Origin of the sequence: Meridianimarinicoccus zhengii, assembly GCF_003254465.1 — a bacterium.
Taxonomy (GTDB): Bacteria; Pseudomonadota; Alphaproteobacteria; order Rhodobacterales; family Rhodobacteraceae; genus Meridianimarinicoccus; species Meridianimarinicoccus zhengii.
In genome coordinates this window covers 40414-62100 of sequence record NZ_QDFI01000012.1, presented here as the reverse complement: position 1 = coordinate 62100, position 21687 = coordinate 40414, and the positions used below count along the sequence as shown (strand labels likewise).

Annotated in this window: 16 protein-coding genes; all 16 read right to left on the bottom strand. The window is 66.9% G+C overall.

Features of this window, described 5'->3' with window-relative positions:
• Window positions 1–3594 carry a type VI secretion system membrane subunit TssM gene (tssM, locus tag DDE13_RS05960; RefSeq protein ID WP_111402440.1) on the bottom strand — a complete coding sequence of 1198 codons (3594 nt, stop codon included), beginning with the start codon at window positions 3592–3594 and terminating at the stop codon, window positions 1–3.
• The gene (icmH, locus tag DDE13_RS05955; protein WP_111402438.1) at window positions 3594–4991 is read right to left on the bottom strand and encodes a type IVB secretion system protein IcmH/DotU; all 1398 of its coding nucleotides are present in this window, start codon (window positions 4989–4991) and stop codon (window positions 3594–3596) included. Before icmH ends, tssM begins: the two co-directional genes overlap by 1 nt.
• Window positions 4992–5010: 19 nt before the next feature.
• The gene (tssK, locus tag DDE13_RS05950) at window positions 5011–6351 is read right to left on the bottom strand and encodes a type VI secretion system baseplate subunit TssK (protein WP_111402436.1); all 1341 of its coding nucleotides are present in this window, start codon (window positions 6349–6351) and stop codon (window positions 5011–5013) included.
• Window positions 6352–6373: 22 nt separating this feature from the next.
• Window positions 6374–7792: a type VI secretion system-associated FHA domain protein TagH gene (gene tagH, locus DDE13_RS05945; protein WP_111402434.1), complete on the bottom strand. Its 1419-nt coding sequence runs from the start codon at window positions 7790–7792 to the stop codon at window positions 6374–6376.
• Complete coding sequence (locus DDE13_RS05940) at window positions 7792–8082, bottom strand: PAAR domain-containing protein (protein ID WP_111402432.1); 291 nt, start codon at window positions 8080–8082, stop codon at window positions 7792–7794. The genes tagH and DDE13_RS05940 overlap by 1 nt, the downstream gene beginning before the upstream one ends.
• Window positions 8079–8693: a DUF6931 family protein gene (locus tag DDE13_RS05935; protein ID WP_111402474.1), complete on the bottom strand. Its 615-nt coding sequence runs from the start codon at window positions 8691–8693 to the stop codon at window positions 8079–8081. The genes DDE13_RS05940 and DDE13_RS05935 overlap by 4 nt, the downstream gene beginning before the upstream one ends.
• A gap of 10 nt (window positions 8694–8703) precedes the next feature.
• Window positions 8704–10848, bottom strand: a complete 2145-nt coding sequence (locus DDE13_RS05930) for a type VI secretion system Vgr family protein (protein ID WP_111402430.1) — start codon at window positions 10846–10848, stop codon at window positions 8704–8706.
• A 97-nt stretch (window positions 10849–10945) separates the two neighbouring features.
• On the bottom strand, window positions 10946–13657 hold the full coding sequence (gene tssH, locus DDE13_RS05925; protein WP_111402428.1) for a type VI secretion system ATPase TssH: 2712 nt from the start codon (window positions 13655–13657) through the stop codon (window positions 10946–10948).
• Entirely contained in the window at window positions 13654–14739 is a 1086-nt protein-coding gene (gene tssG / locus DDE13_RS05920; RefSeq protein ID WP_111402426.1) for a type VI secretion system baseplate subunit TssG, read from the bottom strand. Before tssG ends, tssH begins: the two co-directional genes overlap by 4 nt.
• A complete protein-coding gene (gene tssF, locus DDE13_RS05915) occupies window positions 14703–16577 on the bottom strand; it encodes a type VI secretion system baseplate subunit TssF (protein WP_111402424.1) in 1875 nt (624 codons plus the stop codon). Before tssF ends, tssG begins: the two co-directional genes overlap by 37 nt.
• 6 nt (window positions 16578–16583) lie before the next feature.
• Window positions 16584–17081: a type VI secretion system baseplate subunit TssE gene (gene tssE, locus DDE13_RS05910; RefSeq protein ID WP_111402422.1), complete on the bottom strand. Its 498-nt coding sequence runs from the start codon at window positions 17079–17081 to the stop codon at window positions 16584–16586.
• Window positions 17074–17901, bottom strand: coding sequence for a type VI secretion system accessory protein TagJ (locus DDE13_RS05905; RefSeq protein WP_111402420.1), 828 nt, complete (start codon window positions 17899–17901; stop codon window positions 17074–17076). The genes tssE and DDE13_RS05905 overlap by 8 nt, the downstream gene beginning before the upstream one ends.
• A gap of 71 nt (window positions 17902–17972) precedes the next feature.
• Entirely contained in the window at window positions 17973–18464 is a 492-nt protein-coding gene (locus DDE13_RS05900; RefSeq protein ID WP_111402418.1) for an Hcp family type VI secretion system effector, read from the bottom strand.
• A gap of 84 nt (window positions 18465–18548) precedes the next feature.
• Window positions 18549–20042 carry a type VI secretion system contractile sheath large subunit gene (gene tssC, locus DDE13_RS05895; protein ID WP_111402416.1) on the bottom strand — a complete coding sequence of 498 codons (1494 nt, stop codon included), beginning with the start codon at window positions 20040–20042 and terminating at the stop codon, window positions 18549–18551.
• Window positions 20043–20044: 2 nt separating this feature from the next.
• A complete protein-coding gene (tssB, locus tag DDE13_RS05890) occupies window positions 20045–20560 on the bottom strand; it encodes a type VI secretion system contractile sheath small subunit (RefSeq protein WP_111402414.1) in 516 nt (171 codons plus the stop codon).
• A gap of 62 nt (window positions 20561–20622) precedes the next feature.
• A complete protein-coding gene (tssA, locus tag DDE13_RS05885) occupies window positions 20623–21639 on the bottom strand; it encodes a type VI secretion system protein TssA (RefSeq protein ID WP_235868605.1) in 1017 nt (338 codons plus the stop codon).
• Between the last annotated feature and the right edge of the window lie 48 nt (window positions 21640–21687).

Here is a 21687-nt window from a genome sequence, read left to right as displayed (position 1 = left end):
TCAGAAGGTTTCGGGACAGCGGAACGCGCTGAGCGCCGGAAGCGCGAACGGGTTGAGCACCGAACCCGCCTGCATTTCGAACATGGCGAGCCGGCCGCCCACGCTGAAGATGATCCGCTTGCGGTCGGACACGCTGGTGTCGCGGATCTCGGCCGCGTCCAGCAGCCGGAACCAGCCCCACGGCCCGTCGCGATTGAGCGTGCTTTCCGACCCGGCCTTCGGCGGCAGGAATGTCAGCCGCGCAAGACCCACTGTGCCCGGCCATGTGACTGCCGTGGGGCGCGGCTGGGCGCCCGAGCTTTGATAGGAAATCGTGGTGCCGTCGATTTCGAGGATCACCGCCTCGGCGTCGGGGGCCAGCGAATAAGGCGTGATCTGGAAGCTTACCCCCGCCGAGGGGCCCGTCGCGAAGAATGCGTCGCGGATATCGGCGGCGTGCTGGAACTGTTCCAGTACCGATTGCGAGACACCCAGATCCCCGCCGCCCACCGTCTTCCACGTCCAGGGGCGGGTGCGGGTATCGACATACTCGGCAATGTTCTGGGAAAAGAACGCGTCGATCAGCCCGCCGGGGGAAAACAGCCGCGTGAAATCCGCCAGCGCGATGTCGGCTGCCGCGCGCCGGTCGAAGGGATAGGCGTTCGTGGTGGCCTGCTTGCACATGGGCAGCACGCCGGCCTGCCATTGGGCGTTCAGCCCGGCGCGGGTCGTGTCGGCGGTGATCCCGGACGACCCGATCACGATCTGCTGCGCCCAGCGTTGCAGCGGACCCCCGATCCGGTCCGCCTCGGCCTGGAATTGCGCAAGCGCCGAACCCTGCGGATCCGGCGTGCCGGGGTCGCCCGCGAAGTTCAGCTTGTTAAGTTCCTGGTAGACCAGCGTCAGCGACTGCATCAGCCCGTCCAGCCGCGATGGCTGCCCCTCTTCGCTGGCGACCAGGTCGTGCAGCCACGAAAAGCGGTCCTCGACATACTGGCCGGGCAGTTCGGGTTCCCCGCCGCCTGCGCCGGTGCCGGTGTTCATCGTCTCCAGCAGCCGCTGGGCCTGCGGGTTGAGCCGGGTGTTCACGCCTGCAAGCCGCCCGGCGATGCGCCCGGTCAGGGCCGCCTGCTCGGCCGTAGGCCCGCCCCCGGCGTCTTCGGCGGGCGGGGGCACATAGGTCAGCCGTGTTTCCTTGGCCACGGCGGTCAGCACGTTCACGATAGGCGAGGTCGGACCGGCCAGCACGTTCGTGACCTCCACCGCGTGGCTGAGCGAGCGCAGCGGCACGATGTCCAGCTCCGCCAGCAGCTTGTCGTATTGTGCCACGAAATCGTTGTAATAGAGGCCCAGCACATCGCGGCTGAGTGCGGCCAGCGCCGCCTCGCTCTGGTCGGCGGCGTTCTGTTCGCCCAGCACCCACGCATCGCGCTGGATTCGCTCGGCCACGCCAAGCGCCTCGGCCAGAAACACCTGGTTGAAGCCGTCATAGGTGTAGATGCCGGGAATGCCTTCGGTCAGCGGCGCGGATGTGGACCTCACGAAGGCGCGCGACAGCGACGGGCCGCCCACATCGGTCAGCCGCCATTGCGGCAGTTGCGTCGCGGCCTGGCTGTTGATGATCCCGTTATAGACCCGCTGCGCCTGCGGCATGCGCGCCAGCACGCCCTGTACCTGCTTCACGAGATCGTCGTTCAGCGTGATCGCGTCCATCGGCTGGTCCAGCATGGCGGCAAGATGGCTAGACAGGTCGTCGCGCAGCCCGGCGCGCTGGGGGCCGGGATAGGCCAGCAGCCAGTCCACCGTCATCCATTCGGTAACCAGATCCGCGTTCATCGGCCCGATCAGCCCGAGCATCAGGTAAACCTTGAGCGCCTCATAGAGCAGGTCGGGATTGTTGATGTTGCTCTGCATCTGTTCTTCCAGACGCAGCAGCAGGCGCGGCAGCAGGTGCTCGTTCAGCCCGGCGCGATAGGCCTGCGCGGCCTGATTGCCGATCACCGCGCCCTGGTAGAGCCCCCAGCCCAGACCGGCCTGGCGTTCGGACGTGCCTGCGGCCGGGTTCACCGGCATGTCGCGCAGGATGTTCAGTGCAGGTACGATGGCGGGCAGGTCGGTGTCGCTGACCGGGCCGTCCGGAAGCTGGGCGGCGGCCTCGGCATATTGCGTCGCCTGTGTGTCCGCTGCCTCGATCAGCGCGGTGTTGCCGATGTAGCTGCGGGTCCAGACCGCGCCCATGCCGACAGCGGCCAGCAGAGTCGCCGCGAAGGCCGCGCGCCGGGTCCAGCGATACCGCCGTTCCACCCGGTCGTCGGCGGACACGAGCCCCGATTCCGGGAACATCACGTCGGTGAAGAGCCGCGTCAGGAAATAGGACCTGCCCGACCCGCTGCCGCTGCCAAGCGCCTGCCGTCCGATCCCGAAGGTCCGCGCCATGCCCATCATCAGCCGGTCGATGGGCGATCCTTCCTGCGTGCCCGAGGTGAAGTAGACCCCGCGCAACATGGGCGCGTGTTCGAACCGGTTGTCCTGCACCAGCGCGCCCAGAAAATCCCGCGCCACCGCCCGGAGCGAGGCGACCTGCGCCGGGAAGCCCGCGATCAGGCTGCGCTTGCCCGCGTCGGTTTCGGCCTGCATCCGGTCGAGCGACTGGGCGTTCAGCCGGTCCAGAAGCGCGCCGTATTCGGCATCGAACCGCGTCAGCGGGCTGCCACTGTCGTTGCCTGCCGCCAGCGGCAGCGTGAAACCCCAGACCTGGCCGCGGGCCTCCTTGCCCAGCGGATCGAAGAATTCGATGAAGCCCGCCATCAGGTCGGCCTTGGTGAACAGAACGTAGACCGGGAAGCGCACGCCCAGTTTTTCGCGCAGTTCGGTCAGGCGGCGGCGGATCGCGGCGGCGTGGCTTTCGCGCGTGCGTTCGTCCTGCATCGACAGGTCCGACAGGCTTACGGCGACGATGGCACCGTTTATCGGCTGGCGCTTGCGGTATTTCTTGAGGATGCCGAGAAAGCCCAGCCACGCGGCGTTGTCCGCCGTGCTGTCGCTTTCATGGGTTGTGTAGCGCCCGGCGGTGTCCACCAGCACGGCACTGTCGGTGAACCACCAGTCGCAATTGCGCGTGCCGCCGACGCCGCCGATGGCGGATTTGCCCATCTCCTCGGCCAGCGGGAATTGCAGGCCGGAATTGACGATCGCGGTGGTCTTGCCCGCGCCGGGCGGGCCGATGATGACATACCACGGCAGTTCATAGAGATGCCCGCGCCCGAAGCGCGACCGCCGCAGCGACCCCAGCGCCGTGCGCAGCTTGCCGCGCATCTCGTCCAGTTCGGCGCGTACGGCGGCGTTCTCGGCGGTGGTGGCGTCGGTGGCTGTGACGATCTCTTCGGTCATGGCCGCGTCGCGTTTGCGCGCCGTCAGCAGCAGGATCAGGATCACGACCAGCGCGAGAATCCACAGGATGCCGAGCCCGACCAGCCGCCCGGCGACGCCTTGCAGCGGGCGTGCATCGCCGATCCCGAGGAAACCGCCCAGGAACCAGATGCACAGCGACAGCGACAGCGCCACGATCACCGTGATGCCGATGGACGATCCCAGCGCCCGCAACAGCTTGCCCATCACGGCACGTCCTTCCTGACCAGAACGATCTCGATACGCCGGTTCGCGGCGCGGCCCTCGGCAGTGTCGTTCGATGCGATAGGTTCGCGGTCCGCCCGCCCCTCGGCCTTCAGCCGGGATGGATCGTCGAGATGCCCGGCAATGAACGCCTTGACCGATTCCGCCCGCGCCAGCGACAGCGCGAGATTGTTGGGAAAGCGAGCCGACCGGATCGGCACGTTGTCCGAATGCCCGGCGACGATGACCGGGCCATCCGTGTCGTCGAGAGCGTCTGCGACGCGGGTAAGAGGCACCTCGAACCGATCCTTCAGCACGTCCGATCCGGACGCGAACATCCCTGCCCCTGCAAGCCGCACGGTGATCGTGTTGGCGTTCTGGAAGACGTTGACCAGCCCTTCCGCGATCTCGACCTCGAGGAAATCCGACACCCGGTCGATTTGCGCACGGGCCTGCGGGGTCTCAACCGGGATCACGGGCGGCGCGCGGCGTTCCAGCTCCACCGGGCCGGGCCGGTCAAGACCTGCCAGCCGGTCGGTCAGGTCCGATGTCTGCGACGACAGCGCGAAGCTGAGCCCGACGAACCCGGTCCCCAGCAGCGCCGCGACGGCGGCAATGGCGATCCAGACCGGCCGCCAGATCGACAGCGGGCGGTGCGGGCGGTTCACGCCCTGCCAGTGCGGCGACAGGTCCTGTTCCGCCGCGCCGCGATGGGCGCGGATGATCGACGCGAGGCCTGCGCGCACCTGCGCGTGCTTGTCGCGCCCGCCCTGTTCGACGCGCAGCCGCCCCTCGAAGCCCAGCGACAGGCACATGAACAGGAATTCCAGCAGGTCGATATTGGCGGCCGGATCCTTTTCCAGCCGCGCGAGCAGGTCGTAGAACCTGTCACCGCCCACGGTTTCGCGGTGGAACGTGCCGACCATGGACTGCGTGGACCAGGACGACGCCCCGCCCCAGGGCGTGTTCAGCACCACGTCGTCCAGTGTCGCGCAGATGGCATAGCGGGCGACCTTGACCGACCGCTCGTCGGTGCCCGCCTGCGTGGCCCGGCTTTCGAAGGCGCGGATCTCGGCCACGACGGAGCGGCGCAGCGCGTCCGGGTCGGGATGCTGTGCGCGGTTGCGGATACGGCTGACCAGCGAAAAAAGCGTCGCCGCGGCGGCGTTGAGCGGGTTCATCCCCGTGGCGCCGCTGGCGATATCGGTGGCGCCGCCTTGCGCTTGTGATCCGGCCGGGGCCGGCTCCGGCGCCTGGGCGGCCGTTCCCGCCTGGGGACCGGGTGCGGCCGGCGCGGGTGCCGGGCTGGCCACGCCCGCGGGTCGCCGCCCGCCCGGATTGGGCCGGATCACGGTCTTTTCGCCATCCTCGGGTTCGGCAAACGGGTCATTGTTCGACATGGACCTGCGCCCCCTTCGTTCAGTTTCGCCGGATCGCCCACAATTCCAGGCTCAGCCCCGGATACTCGCCCGATACATGCACCGCGATCCCGCCCGAGGTCGTCATCTTGCCCCAGTAGGGGCTCGACCCGTCCAGTTCGAAATACACCGATCCGGAATTGTAGGGGATCTGTCGCGGGGCGACCGGCAGCGCCGACACCCCGATCCCCGGCAGGGCGGAGTTGACCAGTTGGCGGATTTCCTCCACCGGGCCGATCTTGGCCTGGCCCGCGAAATGCCGCCGCACCCGTTCGGCCGGGATGTCCGCCGACACCGCCAGCACGAAACTCGCGTTGCCGATCAGCTTGCGGTCGGCCAGCCGCCCGGCCCAGATGCCGAACTTGCGTTCCTCGATCGGGATCGACACCGCGGTCTGTTCCAGAACCGCCGACAGGTATGTCCGCAGATCGCGGATGACCGGATGGAAGGTGGCCGTCAGGTCGTGATGCTGGTAGGCGGGATAGGTGTTGGGCCGCTTCTCGTGGGACAGCAGGCTCGACAATTCCCCTGCGAGGGACACGCAGTCGCGGAACAGGACCAGCGGATGCAGGTTGTCCTGCTCCGCCATCTGCCGCAGCACCGGCAGCGTCCGGTTGATCGTCATCAAGAGCAGAAGATCCTGGATCTCGGCGCTGCCCTTTGCCCCCGCGCCGGCGGTCAGCCGCCCCGACAGCGCGGTCATGCGGTGCGCCAGAAGCCCGGTCAGTTCATCGACGAACCCCTTGAGCGGCGGTGCCGCCCGAATGTCGAGGCACGAGGGCACGAAAGCGCTGTCCAGCACGACCTCCTGGTCGGCGCGGACCTCGATGATACGGGCAATGGGGATCGACAGCTTGTCGGCAAGGTCGTCCACCTCCAGCGCGAATTGCAGCCGCATCTTGCCGACCGCGAGCCGCGTTTCCTTGCGCCCGCGTCCGGTGCTGTCGGCGATATCCATCTCGGCCGGGCGCAGCCGTGCTGCGGACAGTTCCGACCCGGTCATGTCCACATCCAGCGCGCCCTGGCGCCGCTGCGGCACGGTCAGGTAGACGACGCAATCCTTCACGCCCGACGGCACGTCCAGCGCGGGGGGATGGTCGTCGAAACCCGGAACGCGGAACACCGCCCCGTCGGGCGTGAGACCGGAAACCGTGCGAAGGCTGAACTGCCCGACCTTCAAAAGCTCGGTGTCGATCTCGATCGCCGAAAGGCCCCAGGCATAGGGCGCGATCCGGGCCGCCAGCCCGCTAACCAGCGCCTCGTGATACCGGTCGGACTGCTGGAAATGGTGGGGCTGGAGAAACATGCCCTCGGTCCACAGAACCTTGCTTTCCCACGACATCAGGCGTCCTCGCTCGGCATTGTCATTTCAGCCTTTCCAGTTGCGCCTGATAGGCGCGGGCAAATTCGCGGCTGAACATCTCGTGGAAATCGTTCTCGGCGCGGTCCGCGATCTCGGCATACATCTGTTCATAAACTTCCCAGTAGCGCGCCTTGCGTCCCTTCAGAAGCCCGCCGATCCCGCCGCCGGTCTGCATCTTCTTTTCCAGCTCCGCGGGCGACAATTGGCGCAGCACGTCCTTGAGCGCGGCTTCCATGCCGGTCATCATCGCGATCTCGTGCGCCTTGATGTCCTGCAGGGCCTGCTCGGCCGCGTCCACCGGGTCGAGATACCCGGTCTCCGGCGGCCGCACCATCGCCTCGATCGCCTGTTCGGGACTGACCGAGAATTTCAACGGGTTGTTCCCGCCCACGCCGATCACCGTCTGCTGGATGCGGAATTCCGACTTGATCGAGGTGCGGGTCATCAGGACCTCGCGCAGTCCCTTCACGAGAATACGCATCACGTGGCCCATGCGTGACAGGGTCGGCACCAGATCCGCGTCGGGCACGTTCAGCCGTTCCGCCCCTGCGGTCTTCAGAAAAGCCCTCGCCGCGGCATCATGGCTGGGTGCCGGGTCCGTGGCCGGCGGCGGTGCCGGATCGACGGGCGGAACCTTGCGCGGTGGCACGGTTTCCGATGGTACCTCCGCGAAGGGGTCGTCGGGAATGGGCGCTGCATCCGGCTCGGCTGCCGGGGCAGTGCCGGGCGGGGTCAGCGGCTCGTCGCCCAGCAGGTCGTCTGGGTCCCAATCCTCGGGGATTATGTCCTGCGTCACGCCCGAAGGGCTGAAATGATCCTGTGCCGCCGAGGAATGATCCCCCTGGCTGGCCCCGGAATACTGATCCGCCGCGGGCGCGGGGCCCAGCAGGTCATCCGCGTCCTCACCCAACGGCGGCAGAAGGCCATCCGCATCGGCGTCATCGGGGCGCTGCACGCTGGATGGTCCTTTCGGGGCCGCGCCCTCGCCCAGCAGATCGTCGAGAAAATCGCCGCCATCGTCCGATCCGCCGAGAATGTCCTCGGTCCCCGGATAGGCCGCTGCCTGCGCCGCCGCCGGTCCGCGCCCGGCACCGGCCGCGGCGTCCTCCGTGATCTCGACGAGCAGTTCATAGGGGCCGATGGTCAGCACGTCGCCATCGTTCAGCGGCGCGGGCACCTCGCCCACCGGCACCTTGGCATAGTTCAGGAACGTGCCGTTGGTGGACATGTCGATGGCGGTGACTGCGCCGTGGCTGACCTCGATCGCGCAATGGCGTTTGGAGATGGATTTCTCCGGGTCAGGCAGCACGAGATCGTTGTCGGGGCTGCGCCCGATTGTCATGGATCCGCCGACCATGCGCACCGGACGCCCGTCGCCCGGCACCATGCCCGTGGACTGGAAATGCACCGTCACCGCCATTAACCACCCACCAGAACCGTCGGAGCGCCCATGACGATCAGCCCGCCATGGGCGCAGTTGTCGGTCAGCCGGGCCTGCGGACGCTTGCCGGTCAGGACTGTGGCCGACCCCTTGATGATCGTGTCGGGCGGGCCGACGCAGATCGCCATGTTGCCCAGCGGGGCGGCGGGCATCATGCAGACCAGCGTCGTGGGCACGCCGGGCGGCCCGACCGGTCCGCCCACATGGGGCACGACCCCCGTGACCATCGGGCAGACATGCGGGTCGAGAATGCGGGCGCAGGGCATCATGGCGCAGCCTCCCCCACGGCGGCGGGTGCGGTGCCCAGCCGCCCGTTGCCGCCGCGCGCGATGTCCAGCGCCCGGTCGATCAGGCGGGTCTTGCGGTCTTCGAACGCTTCGGCCTCGACGCTGCCCAGCGACAAGAGGTTCATGCCCAGGATCGCCATCGCCGCGGTGCCCGGCGGCGCGTCATATGCGGCCAGATCGCCGCTGCCCAGCTTGCCGTCATGCATGGCGACGGCGGTTGCGCACAGCACGGTGTCGTCGTCCGGCTCGGCCAGTTCCGCTGCCTGCCGGGCCTTGTCGCGGGTGGCATCGCCCGGTTTCAGAACCCAGGCCTGCGCTGCGGCGAGAGGTGGCGGCGGCGACTTCGGGTCGGGCGCGATATCCTCGCCCGCAAGGCAGGCCCACCAGATGCCTTCGCGCACCGGCAGCGCCGCGGCCAGGACGCGCAGCATGTCCAGATAGGCGCCCGACGCATCAAGTTCCGCCAGAACAGCATCCACCGGCGCCGAGGCAGGCGCGGCCAGCACCGTGTCGAGCTTCAGGTTGGCGAGCGCAAGCTGGCGCAACGCGGGCGCGCGTGGAAGTTTCTTCAAGCCTTCGAACCGGTCCGACATGTTCACGCCCCTAGTTGATCATCGTGAGGCTGCCCTTCAGGATCAGCATCTGCGCCTGCACCTGGGTCATCGTCCCCTTCACCTGCAACATCGCGTCCGCCTGGATCTTGACCATCGGGCCCTTGATCGTCACCCCCATCGGATCGATCTTGATCGACGAACCGCCACATTTCAGCGTGATGCCCTGCAGCGCGGATTCCTCGATCTTGCCGACTTTCGCCTCCAGCGTGTAGTTGCCCAGCTTCAGCGTCTCGGTGACGTTGCCCATGTTGAGCGTGCGGGCCACGTTCCCCATCTTGATCGTCTCGGTCACGTTGCCCGTGTTCACGTTGCGGGCCACATTGCCCTGCTTGACCGTTTCGGTCACGTTGCCGGTCACGGTCAGGTCGCTCTTGCCTTCCACCGTTTCGGTCTTGTCCTTCTTCACGTCGATCTTCTGGCTGCCTGCGGCCACCTTGAACGTGTGATCGCCGGTCTTGACGGTTTCCGTCAGGTGGCGATGCACGGTCAGTTCCATGTCGCCCTTGTCCTTGTGGTCCAGCCCGACGCTGATCGTGGCGTTGTTCTTGACGATCTGTTCGTAGTCCCGCTCGGACTGGAAGCGGACGAGTTCCTTGTCCTTCTTGTCCTCGAACATCAGTTCGTTGAAGCCGCCGCCGTCCTTGGAGGTGTTGGTCTTGATCCCCGATTGCGTCTGGTTGGCGGGCAGGGCGTAAGGGGGCATCGTGTCGGCATTGTACAGCATCCCGATCGCCATGGGGCGGTCGGGATCGCCCTCCTCGAAATGGATCACCACCTCCTGGCCGATGCGTGGAACGGCGATCATGCCCCAGGCCTTGCCGGTCCAGGGCATCATGGTGCGCACCCAGCACGACGCCGTGTCGTCGTTCTTGCCCAGCCTGTCCCAGTGGAACCTGACCTTGATGCGCCCGTATTTGTCGGTGTGGATTTCCTCGCCGCTGGGTCCGACGACGATGGCAGTATGCACGCCAGCGATTTCCGGCCAGGGGGTGCGCAGCGGAGCGCGGTACTGGGCGCTCGCGGGGATCGTTTCGAACGCGACCTGGTAGGGATCGTCGCCCTCCGCCAGTTCTGCAAGCTGGCCGTGCAGCGTGCCGCGCAGGCTGGGCGGTGGCAGATCGGTGCCCACGAGTTGCAGCTTGTGCACCGCGCCGGTGATCATGCGGCTGATGTTGTCGGGCTTGCGCGGGTGGTTCTTCAGGGTGAAGGTTCGCCCGACGCCCAGATTGGTGACATTGGCCATGCCGTGGGCGGTCTGATGGCGCACGGCCTCTGCCTCCATCCGCACGCGGGCGTTACGCTCGCCGACGCCCGTGTCGCGGTGGTGCCCGGGGTAGTCGTAGACCTCCCGGTCCTTGTGCGCGTGCCCGCCCTTGGGGATCGCGCTGACGGATGTCAGGTCCGCCTTGGGGCGTTCGAAATCGTAATCGTCCAGCGTGACCTTCCCGCTTGTGGCCCGCTCCCCGCTACGCCAGTCGAAGATGTGCGGCTGCTGGCGGGTCTGCCCGGACTCGCGCGCGATGTATTCGATGGCTGTCTCGCCCTCCACCGGGTCGTGGGCGCCGACATCGTCGGCCAGCACCATCTTCTCGCGGTCGCCATCGGTGACGAAGTAGAAATAGATCCCCTCCTCCTCCATCAGGCGGCAGATGAAATCGTAATCCGTCTCGCGGTACTGCACGACATAGCCGCGCGCGTCGTGGGTCTGCGACAGGCGCTGGTCCAGATCGCTGGAAAAGCCGTAATCGCCGAGGATCTGCTGCACGATGTCCGGTACGCTCATCTCCTGGAAGATGCGGCATTCCTTGGACCGGGTCAGGAACCACAGCCACGGCCGGATCTCGGCGCAGAAATGCGCGGGGCCGGTGTCGGAGCCGAGGTATTCCACCGACACGCAGGTGCCGGGGAAGACACGCTTGGGGCCGACAGGCGGGTCCATGACGACGCGCATCTTCGTGCCGAGCACCGATTTCAGGTCGAGCCCGCGATTGGCGCAGACGAATTCCGCGGTGATGTGGGTCAGGCGACTGAGCCCTTCCTCCACCACCGCGCCGACCAGGAACAGCCCTTCGTCCGGGTAGTCGCCCTCCATCCGGATGGGGTATTTCATCGGGTCCACCTTGCTGTCGGCCATGTTCCTGCCCCCTCTGTCCGGTCCCCCGGCGTCACCTTAACGCACCCGTGCGGCGGCCCCAACGGATGATCGCCCTGCCTGCCGCACCCGCGCGCCGTCAGTCGAACGCATAGGTGAACTCCCCGTCGGTCACGTCGATGGCGACCCGCTCCACCGTTTCGCCTTCCATCATCCGTTTCAGGAACTCGGCGGAGATGTCGGGCAGCATCGTGTTGGTCACGATGGCGTCGATCATCCGGCCGCCGGATTCCAGCTCCTGGCACCGTGACACGATGGTGTCGACCACCGCGTCCGAATAGCTGAACGGCACGCCATGGGCCGCGCTCACGCGCTTCTTGATGCGGTTGAGCTGCAGCTTGGTGATCTCGCCGATCATGTCGGGCGACAGCGGGTAGTAGGGGATCGTCACCAGCCGGCCCAGCAGTGCAGCGGGGAAGATCTTCAGCAGCGGATCGCGCAGCGCCTTGGCGATGCCATCCGGTTCGGGCATCAGGTCCGGGTCGGCGCACATGTCCATGATCAGGTCGGACCCCGCGTTCGAGGTCAGCAGGATCAGCGTGTTGCGGAAATCGATCCGGCGGCCTTCGCCATCCTCCATCACGCCCTTGTCGAACACCTGGAAGAACAGCTCGTGCACGTCGGGATGGGCCTTTTCGACCTCGTCCAGCAGCACCACGGAATAGGGCTTGCGCCGCACCGCTTCCGTCAGAACGCCGCCCTCGCCGTAACCCACGTATCCGGGCGGTGCGCCCTTCAGGCTGCTCACCGTGTGCGCCTCCTGGTACTCGGACATGTTGATGGTTATGACGTTGTGCTCCCCGCCATACAGCACCTCGGCGAGCGCCAGCGCGGTCTCGGTCTTGCCGACGCCAGAGGTGCCCGCCAGCATGAACACGCCCACCGGCTTGTCGGGGTTGTCGAGCCCCGCGCGGTTGGTCTGGATGCGCTTGGCGATCATCTTCATGGCGTGGTCCTGCCCGATCACGCGCTTGGCGAGATGGGTTTCCAGATCCAGCACGGTCGCAATTTCGTCCCGCAGCATCCGGCCCACGGGGATGCCCGTCCAGTCGCCGATGACGCTGGCCACGGCCTGCGCATCGACGATGGGCAGGATCAGCGGGCTTTCGCCCTGCATCTCGGCCAGTTCGACGTTCTTCGCGCGCAGTTCCGCCAGAAGTGAGGCGGTATCCACAGGTTCGGTTCCTTCCGGAGCCTCCACCGCGGCGGCCTCCGGATCGGCGTTGTCCACCGCAGCCCCTGCCGCACGCAATTGCGCGCGCAAGTCGAGGATCGACTCCACGACGGCCTTCTCCGCCTCCCAGCGTTCGGTCAGCTTGGCGAGCCGCTCTTCCTCCTGCCCCTTCAGGTCCGAGATCGCGGCCCGCCGTGCCTCCACGTCGTAGCCCGCGGATTCATCCCGCGCGATGATCTCCAGCTCGGTCGTCAGCGCATCGATCCGCTTGCGGCTGTCATCCACCTCGGCGGGCACGGCATGCTGGCTGATCGCCACCCGCGCGCAGGCCGTGTCGAGCACGCTGACCGACTTGTCCGGCAATTGCCGTGCGGGGATGTAGCGCGCGCTCAGCTTCACCGCTGCCTCGATCCCTTCGTCCAGAACCTGCACCTTGTGGTGGTGTTCCAGCATCGACGCGATGCCGCGCATCATCCGGATCGCGCGCGGCACGTCCGGTTCGTCCACCTGGATGACCTGGAATCGCCGGGTCAGGGCCGGGTCCTTTTCGATGTATTTCTTGTATTCGGCGAAGGTCGTGGCCCCGATGGTGCGCAGCGTGCCGCGCGCCAGTGCCGGTTTCAGCAGGTTCGCGGCGTCACCCGTGCCCGCGGCCCCACCCGCGCCGACCAGCGTGTGCGTCTCGTCGATGAACATCACGATGGGCACGGTGCTGGCCTGCACCTCGTCGATGACGCTGCGCAGGCGGTTCTCGAATTCGCCCTTCATCGACGCGCCGGCCTGCAACAAGCCCACGTCGAGCGCGAGCAGCCGCGCCTCCTGCAGGGCCGGGGGCACGTCACCGCGCGCGATGCGCAGCGCGAAGCCCTCGACCACGGCGGTCTTGCCCACCCCGGCCTCACCGGTCAGGATCGGGTTGTTCTGGCGCCGCCGCATCAGCACGTCTACGATCTGGCGGATTTCCTCGTCTCGCCCGACGATCGGGTCGATCTTGCCGTCGCGGGCCTGCTGGGTCAGGTCGGTGCAGAACTGTTTCAGCGCCTCCTGCTTGCCCTGCTGGCCGGCCATGGCGTTCGATGTTTCGCCCGGCGCGGCGGCACCGCCCCCGGTGCGGGACCCGTCCTGCGGGCCGAGGCCGTCTTCCACCGATCCATCGGTGATGGTGTGGAAATTCTCGGCCAGATCGTCGGTCTTGATGCGCCCGAACTCGGACGAGATGCCGGTGAAGATGTTCTTCAGTCCCGGTGTCTTGAGCATGCCCAGAACAAGATGCCCCGTGCGCACGGCATTGGCCGAGTACATCAGCGACCCGAACACCCAAGCCCGTTCCATCGCGTCTTCCAGATGCGAGGACAGGTCGCTGATCGTGCTCGCACCGCGCGGCAGGGCGTCCAGCGCGCGGGTCATGTCGGCCGACACCTTGCCGGGATCGAGGTCGTAGTGGCGCATGATCAGCGTGACATCATTGCCCTGACCCTGGAGGATCTGTGCCAGCCAGTGCACGATTTCCACATAGGGGTTGCCGCGCATCTTGCAGAACACCGTCGCCCCTTCGACGGCCTGGTACCCGGTGCGGTTGAGTTTTCCGAACAGCGCGACGCGGCTGATTTCCGTCATTGGTCCATGCTCCCTTGCATCCGTCCCGCACAGGGCCCGGTCTTGTCCTCGGTTCGATCCGCGTCGAAATGGTCCTGCTGCGTCAGGAACAGATCGTCCGCATCGCCACCGCCCGGGCGCGTGCCCAGCCAGCTTGTCTGCCCCAGCCGGGTATCTGCGCCGAGCTGTGCAGCGGGCACGTCCGCGGCGCGCAGCACGAGGTTGAGATCCCAGTCAAGCGCGTCGCCCACTGCGTTGCGCACCACCGCCGCCACCCGTGCCAGCGACGGCTCGCCGGGCAGAAGGCGGCGATAGGCGTCGCCCGACAGCGGGCCGATGCGGATGCGGAACTTGGCGCTGCGCGACGGCACGCGGCTGCCCAGCACGGTGTCCTGGCCCAGCCCGGCGCGCGCGCCAAGCTGCCAGCGGTCGCCGGGTTCCAGTTCAAGCCACGAGCTGACGAACTCCTCCACCTTCACCGGAACCGAGAAGAAGGCCGACAGCATCGCGGCCAGCCCCCCGGCGGTCTTCACGCCTTGGGACAGGCGGCCCGCGAAATGGCGCTTGGCCATGTCCGGCATCGCGTCGCGGTTCTGCAGCGCGACGCCGCGGTGGCCGGTCAGCGCGGCGATGCGCCGTTCCATGCCCCCGCCGCTGCCGCGGTCGAAGCTCGCCGTGGGCTGGCCGGAGGCCCAGGCCCGGTAGAGCAGCGCCATATGCCGATGCGTGAGCATGTCCGCGAAGGCCACGAAAGTCCGGTCGTTCGAACTGCGGTGCCGTTCGCGCGCGTATTCGGTCAGATGCTGCGGCAGCGGGCCGTGCGGGCCGAACAGCCCGAAGAACAGGTTGGTCAGCCGCCCGGGGCGCGTGCCGTCGGGCGGGCGGAACGCCGAGATGGTGCCGCGCTGGAAGGCCAGCGTCGCCTCCTGCCCAAGACGTACGGCGTCTTCGCGCGGCAGGCGCGACTCGCCAAGGCGGGGCCGGTCCTTGAAATGCGCTTCCAGCACCCGCAGGGCAAGATAGACGTGATAGCGCTCGGGCGTCTGACAGAGCCGGTCGTAATGGCTCAGATCATCCGCCCGAGGCCCGCTTGCGGCCGCCATCGGGCGATCTCCCCCCGTTGCTGGGTCTTCAGGACCGTTTCGGTGAAACTGTTGATCGTGACATGCCGGCGCAGGTATCGCTCCAGCACGGCGGCGAGCACATAGGCGCCGCTGCCTTCGAAGAAATCCTCGTCGCAGAGCAGGGTGATTTCGAGACCCCGCACGGCGGTCGACAACGCGTCGTCCTTCATCCAGCGCACGATGGGGCGGCTGGTCACGCCCGTGATCCCTTCCAGATGGCGCTGCACCACGCGGTCGCCTTCGGGGGCATAGAGCCCGATCAATTCGCGCAGGGCCTCGGCACCGGTGCCGTGCTCGGTATCCGCGATGGACAGGTAGTTCAGGCTCAGGTGGCTGATCAGCTTCCAGGCCGTGTCGCCCTGCGCCGGGCTGGGCCGCGGACGGGTCGGGGCAACCGGCGTGCGCACCTCTGCGATCGGGCCGCCATCGGGCAGGTAGAACAGGTTGCGACCGCCTCCGGGCAGCAGCAACGGCAGGTCGCGGTTGGTCACCGTCGCGGTCACCGCAAGCTGCGAGAGTGCTGCGGAATAGGGTGCCTGCGCCGGATCGACCAGCGACAGGAACAGTTCCGACCCGAGGTAATTGGTGCGTGCGTTCTTCAGACGCTCCTTCTGGGTGCGCTGGCGCATCCGCCGCCGCTGGGTGTAATAGGCGCTCGCCCCGCCGCTTGCGGCGGTGAATTCATCGGCGGAATAGAACGGGCGGAAGGGCTGGTCGGGCGATCCATCGCCGCTGATGCCCGTCACGCTGCTGACGCTGTGTACCTCGTAATCCAACGGCGCGGTGCGGTCCACGACGACATGGTGTTCGTGATCGGCCACGCGCAGGTGCACGCGGTCGCAGCGCTTTTCGAACAGGTTGACGGCGGGCACGCAATGCAACCGGAACGCCCCCGGCGCGATGCCCGCGGCGATGCCGGGCGCGCCGTCACGCAAAAGGATATACAGGTCCATCTCCGGGCCTTCGGCACGCGCCAGCGCAGGCGCCAGCCCGCCGATCTCGGCGAAATGGAACCGCTCGGGCATGGCGAAGTATTCCTGCAACAGGCGGTAGCCGTCGAAGGACCGGCGCGGCGTGGGCAGCAGCGCCTCCTCGGGTTCGAAGCCGCGCGGGGCGATGGGGGGGGCCAGCGGCAGGACCCAGTCGGCCCGCCGGTCCGTGGAGCGCGCGACCACGCCGCTCGATCCGGCGCACAGCAGTTCGGCCAGTTGCCAGCCACGCGCGCTTTCGCCGCCCAGGAACAGCGTCAGCCGGTCCAACGGCAGCTCGCCGATCGGCTGGCCGTGCGCGCGGCGCAAGCGCAGGCGGATGGCGGCCCGTGCCTCGGCCATACCGACGACACCCGCGGCCACCAGTTCGCCGCGCCCGTCGATATACTCCGCCTCGGCGATCTCGATGGGCCAGAGCTGCGTGTCCTGCGCGGTGCGGAAGATGCAGGCGGTCTGCGTGCCTTCCACCAGCCGCGTGCGCAACTGCGTGCCGCGCGGCACGGTATAGCCCGCCTCCAGCGCCGCGTTGTCCATGTCCGGCACAAGCTGCGCGACCATCATGGACGGCGTCGGCCCGAGGAAATGGGGGTAGACGATCTCCAGAAGCTGGCTGGTCAGCGCGGGGTATTGCAGTTCCAGTTCCAGCTGGACCCGTGCCGACAGGAAGGCCACGCCCTCCAGCAGCCGTTCGACGTAGGGGTCCAACACCTCCACCCCGTCCATGCCCAGCCGCCCGGCGATCTTTGGAAACGACTCTGCGAATTCCGCGCCCATCTCGCGCAGGAAGGCCAGTTCGGTCTCGTAGTGGCGCAGAAGTCGCGTATCCATCGCCCGTCAGGACCCTTCTTCGAGGCGCAGCTCGCCCGTCGTCACGTCCACTTCCGAGCGTAGGTAAAGCTCGATCGGGTAGGGTTGCGCCCACATCTCGGCGGCGATGTCGAACACGACGGTGCCGCGCCGCCCTTCCTCGGACTTGCGTTCCACGATCTCGACGGTGCCTTCACGGATTCGCGGCTCGAACCGTTCGATGGCGGCGCGGATCGACTCGTGGATGCGCTTCGCCCGCTCCTCAGTGGAGAAATCGCCCGCGACCTCGCGCACGCCATAGTTCAGCACGGAATTCGCCGCGTGAGGAAACATCTCTGCGTCGATCACGGTGTCGAGGTTGTTGGTGTTCAGCAGCCATGACAGGTCGCGCCGGATGATGTCGCGCAGGCGGTTCAGGTCGATCACCCGGCTGTCGCGCGCTTCCGTCGCGCTGTGCGGGGCAAGGTCGGTCAGGCGATCCAGCAGCGCGGGCTGCAGCCGTTCGGTGATCGTCCGGTCAGCCATCCCCGGCCGTCGCTTCCACGGCAGGTGCCGGGTCCATCTCGACGCTGCGCAGGTCCATCAGCGCCACGTCGCCCGCATCCGTGGTCAGAAGCCGCTGACCGGTGCCGATGAAAGTGTCTGCCCCCGCGTCGGCCCAGTGCGTCGCGCGCGACAGGCGCACCGCGCCGTCCGGGTCCGCGGCACTGCCGGGATAGCGCGTCGGGATCAGGCCCACGCATTCGCCGCCATTGGCCAGCTTCAGTGTCGCCGCCGTCCAGACCGCGTCGCGCAGGTCGGCGGGCGGGTCGATCTTCAGCACCTCGATGGCATTGAACGGCATCCAGAAATAGCGCCCGTTCACGATGATCTCCAGCACCGGGCCAAGGCGCATGTCCGCGTCGGCGATCCAGTCGAACCGCTGCCCGTCCGCCGTGCCGGGGGTGGCCGGGGCCGCGTCGAACGCCTTCGCGCGCATCTCTGCCGCCGCCTGTGGGTTGCCCGCCGCGAGCGCCTTGAGCGCCTCGATCAGGTCGGCGACCCATTGCTGCGGCTCGCCGAAGATCAGCGGCGCCTTCTCGCCCGCGAAGACCTTCTCGCGGAACACTTCGCAGATGATCGCCTCGCGGTAGGTTTGCGCCATGGGCACGGCCAGCGCATCAAGCTCGGCTGACAGTTTCAGTTGCGTGACCGCACGCTTCCAGTCGCCCATCACGCACAGAAGCTGGAACAGGAAGATGCGCAGCGCCGCGTTCGACGGGTCCGCGCGGACCTTGTCCTGCAGCGCCTTCAGCGCGCCGTCGACATCGCTGGCCTTCAGCAGTTCCACCGGATCATCGGGCACGGGCGCACTCCGTCAACATGGGAAGAAAAAGGCCCGCCGCACGCAGCGCGGCAGGCCGTCGCATCAGCAGATCAGGAAGGAACGTTCTTCGCGATGTCCCACTTGAAGCTCGGCTTCTCGCCCTCTTCGCCCGTCGCGGTCTGTTCGATGTAGTCGACATGCACCTCGGCGAAGTTGAGCGAGATGTTCTCGGTAAGCTTGTCCTCGCCCCCCGATCCGCCGGTCGAGACCGAGGTGATGAGGACCTTCTTCATGGTGATGGTCAGGTATTCCAGCGGCTTCTTGCCCGCCTTGCGCACGACGATCTTGGCAGACGGGAAGTGGTCGCCATTCGCGCAGTACAGCATCAGCACCGGCGACGACTTGTCGATCCACTTGGTGCAGGAAATGTCCTGGAAGTTTGCCTTGCCTGCGCCGCCGCCGCCACCCACGTGGAACGAACCGGCCTGGCTCATGCCCCAGGACCAGGCCAGCAGATCGATGCCGCCTTCGCCGCTGTACTTGTCATCCTGGGTCTCGCCCGCGATTTCGCCTTCGATGATGAGAAACATGTCGAGTGCCATGTCGGTATCTCCTTTGTCAGTCAGTCATTGCGTGAACGGTGGGGTGATATGCCGGGCGGCGGTCGCGGACCGCCCGACAGGCGGTCAGGATTTTTCCGACGGAAGCTTCGAAACGAGCCTCAGCGACACCGACAGCCCTTCGAGCTGGTAGTGCGGTTTCAGGAAGAACCGGGACTTGTAGTAGCCCGGGTTCTCGGGGTCTTCCTCGATCACCACGTCGGCGGCGGCCAGGGGCTTGCGGGCCTTTTCGGCTTCCGAGGAATGCGCGGCGGAATAATCGACATACTGGTCGATCCACTTCTTCAGCCAGCGCTGCATGTCGTCGCGGCTCTTGTAGCTGCCGACCTTGTCGCGAACCATGCATTTCAGGTAGTGGGCGAACCGCGTCGTCGCGAAAAGATACGGCAGCCGCGCCGCGAGGTTGGCGTTGGCCGTCGCGTCCGGATCGTCGTATTCGGCCGGCTTGTGCAGCGACTGCGCGCCGATGAAGGCCGCCATGTCGGTGTTCTTGCGGTGCACCAGCGGCATCAGCCCGGCCTTGGCCAGTTCTGCCTCGCGCCGGTCGGAAATGCCGATCTCGGTCGGGCATTTCATGTCCAGCCCGCCATCGTCGGTCGGGAAGGTGTGGGTGGGCAGGTTCGCCACCGTGCCGCCCGATTCCACGCCGCGAATGCGCGAACACCAGCCGTATTCCTTGAACGACCGGTTGATGTTCGTGGCCATGCCATAGGCCGCGTTCACCCATGTGAAGTTCTCGGATTCCGCGTTGCCGGTGTCTTCCTCGAAGGCGAATTCGTCCACCGGATCGCCCTTGGCGCCATAGGGCTGGCGGCCGAGGAAACGCGGCATGGCAAGGCCGATATACTTGCTGTCCTCGCTGTCGCGCAGGCTGCGCCACGCGGCGTATTCCGGCGTCTGGGTGATCTTGGTCAAGTCGCGCGGGTTGGACAGTTCCTGCCAGCTGTCGAAATTCATCAGCGACGGGTCGGCGCCGGTGATGAAAGGCGCATGCGCCGCGGCCGCGATCTTGGCCATCTCGCCCAGCAACTCCACGTCGGGTGGGCTGTGGTTGAAATGATAATCCCCGACAAGGCAGCCATAGGGTTCGCCCCCGAACTGGCCGTATTCCTCTTCGTAGAGCTTCTTGAAGATCGGCGACTGGTCCCAGGCCGTGCCCTTGAACTTCTTGAGGGTCTTGTGCAGGTCCTTCTTCGAGATGTTCATGACCCGGATCTTGAGCATCTCGTCGGTTTCGGTGTTGTTCACCAGGTGATGCAGGCCGCGCCATGCCCCTTCGATCTGCTGGAAATCGTCGTGGTGCAGGATCTTGTTGATCTGGTCGCTCAGCTTGCGGTCGATCTCGGCGATGATGGCCGAGATGGAGTTGAGCACATCGTCCGAGATCAGCCCGGTGTTTTCCAGTGCCTGCGCGGCCAGGGTCTTGACCGCGCCCTCGACGGCGCTTTTCGCCTCGTCCGTGCGGGGGCGGAATTCCTTTTGCAGCAGGCTGGCGAAGTCGGATTCCTGGACCTCGGTTGCGCCACCGGCTTCGGCGGATTGTGTTGCTTCTTCAGCCATGCTCACGCCTCCTGCGTGTCGTTGTCTTCGGACGGCGCCGGGGCGGCCGCCAGCGATTTTAGAAGCTCGGGATTGGCCAGCGCCTCGGTCAGAAGATCCTCGGCGCCCGGCTTGCCGTCCATGTAGGTCATCAGGTTCGACAGCTCGTTGCGCGCGTCCAGAAGCGCCTTGAGCGGCTCGACCTTGCGTGCGATCGCGGCGGGGGAAAAATCGTCCATGCTCTCGAAGGTGATGTCCACGGACATGTTGCCCTCGCCGGTCAGGGTGTTGGGCACGGTGAAGGCCACGCGCGGCTTCATCGCCTTCATGCGGTCGTCGAAATTGTCCACGTCGATTTCAAGGAACTTGCGGTCCGCGATGCCGGGCTGGGGCACCTCGGACTTGCCGGCCAGATCCGACATCACGCCCATGACGAAGGGCAGCTGCACCTTCTTCTCGGCACCGTAAAGCTCGACGTCGTATTCGATCTGCACGCGCGGCGCGCGGTTGCGCGCGATGAATTTCTGTGAGCTGGACATGTCCGTTCTCCCGTCTGTGTTTGCTTGTCCGGCGGGGCGTAGACCTGCCCGTGCCCGGCGCGTTATCCGTCTTCGGTTCCACTGATCATCCGCACGGTATCCTGCCCGCCCGGAGCCATGTCTGCCACGATGGTCATGAAATCCGCCCCGACCAGCCGCTTGGCCCGTGCAAGGATCATCGGCACCGGGCTGGAGGGTTCATGCTCGCGGTAGTACTTGATGATCCGGTCGATCGCCTGCTCCACGTCGCGCGACGAGGCGATCTCGCCCACCCCGCCCGCACGCGCCGGTCTTGCCGCCGCCGGGGCGTCTTCGGTGTCGTCCACTGTGTCCTCCTCCGGCGCGGGTTCGGGGTCGCCGATCACTTCGGACAGCCGTGTCGTCGCGCGGCGCAGCAGCTTGACGAGCGGCGCGAGTTCCGGCCCTTGGCCCGGCGTGCGTTCGTTGAAGACGGCGTCGATGGCCTCGACATCCGCGAGGGCGGCGCGCGCGGCATCCAGCGTGGCCCGCAACGCGTCTTCGGGCGTATCCCGGAACGCCGCGCTTACGCGCGCGGCGTCGGGCGGGTTGTCCATACCCTCGGGCGCGGACATCTCGCCTTCTGCGATGGCGATGTCGGTCAGCGACATCCGCCCGAAGGCGGGGCTTTCGGTCAGCGGTGCGCCGCGGACGGCCCGCAGCACCGTCGCCGGTTCCACAAGTCCCAGGACCGCATTTATGCGCATCGTCGGGTCGTTGTCGTCATCCGCATCGAGCTGCGGGTGGCAGGTGTCCCAGAACTGTTCGAGGCAGCCGCGGATGTACCCGGTCGCCTCGGCCAGACCGGGCAGGCCGCGCAGCCGTGCGGCGGCGTACCCGAAAAGCACCGCGGCGCGCAGGTCGTGGCTTTGCGCCAGCACGGCCTCTGCATGGTCGGCGATCTTCTTGGCATCTGGCTCTGCGCCCGCCTGTACCGCGTTGCCGACCTGCCGTTCCTCTTCCGGCCGGGCGGCCAGAAGAAGATCGGTGAAGACCTTCTCGTATTCCAGGTCTTCGCCGCTCGGCGCTGGGGCGCCGTGGTCAACAAGGTTCAGCGGCAACTTAGGTCTCCCTGGCGCAGCAGTTGCGAAACCTTGATGCATTTCGCA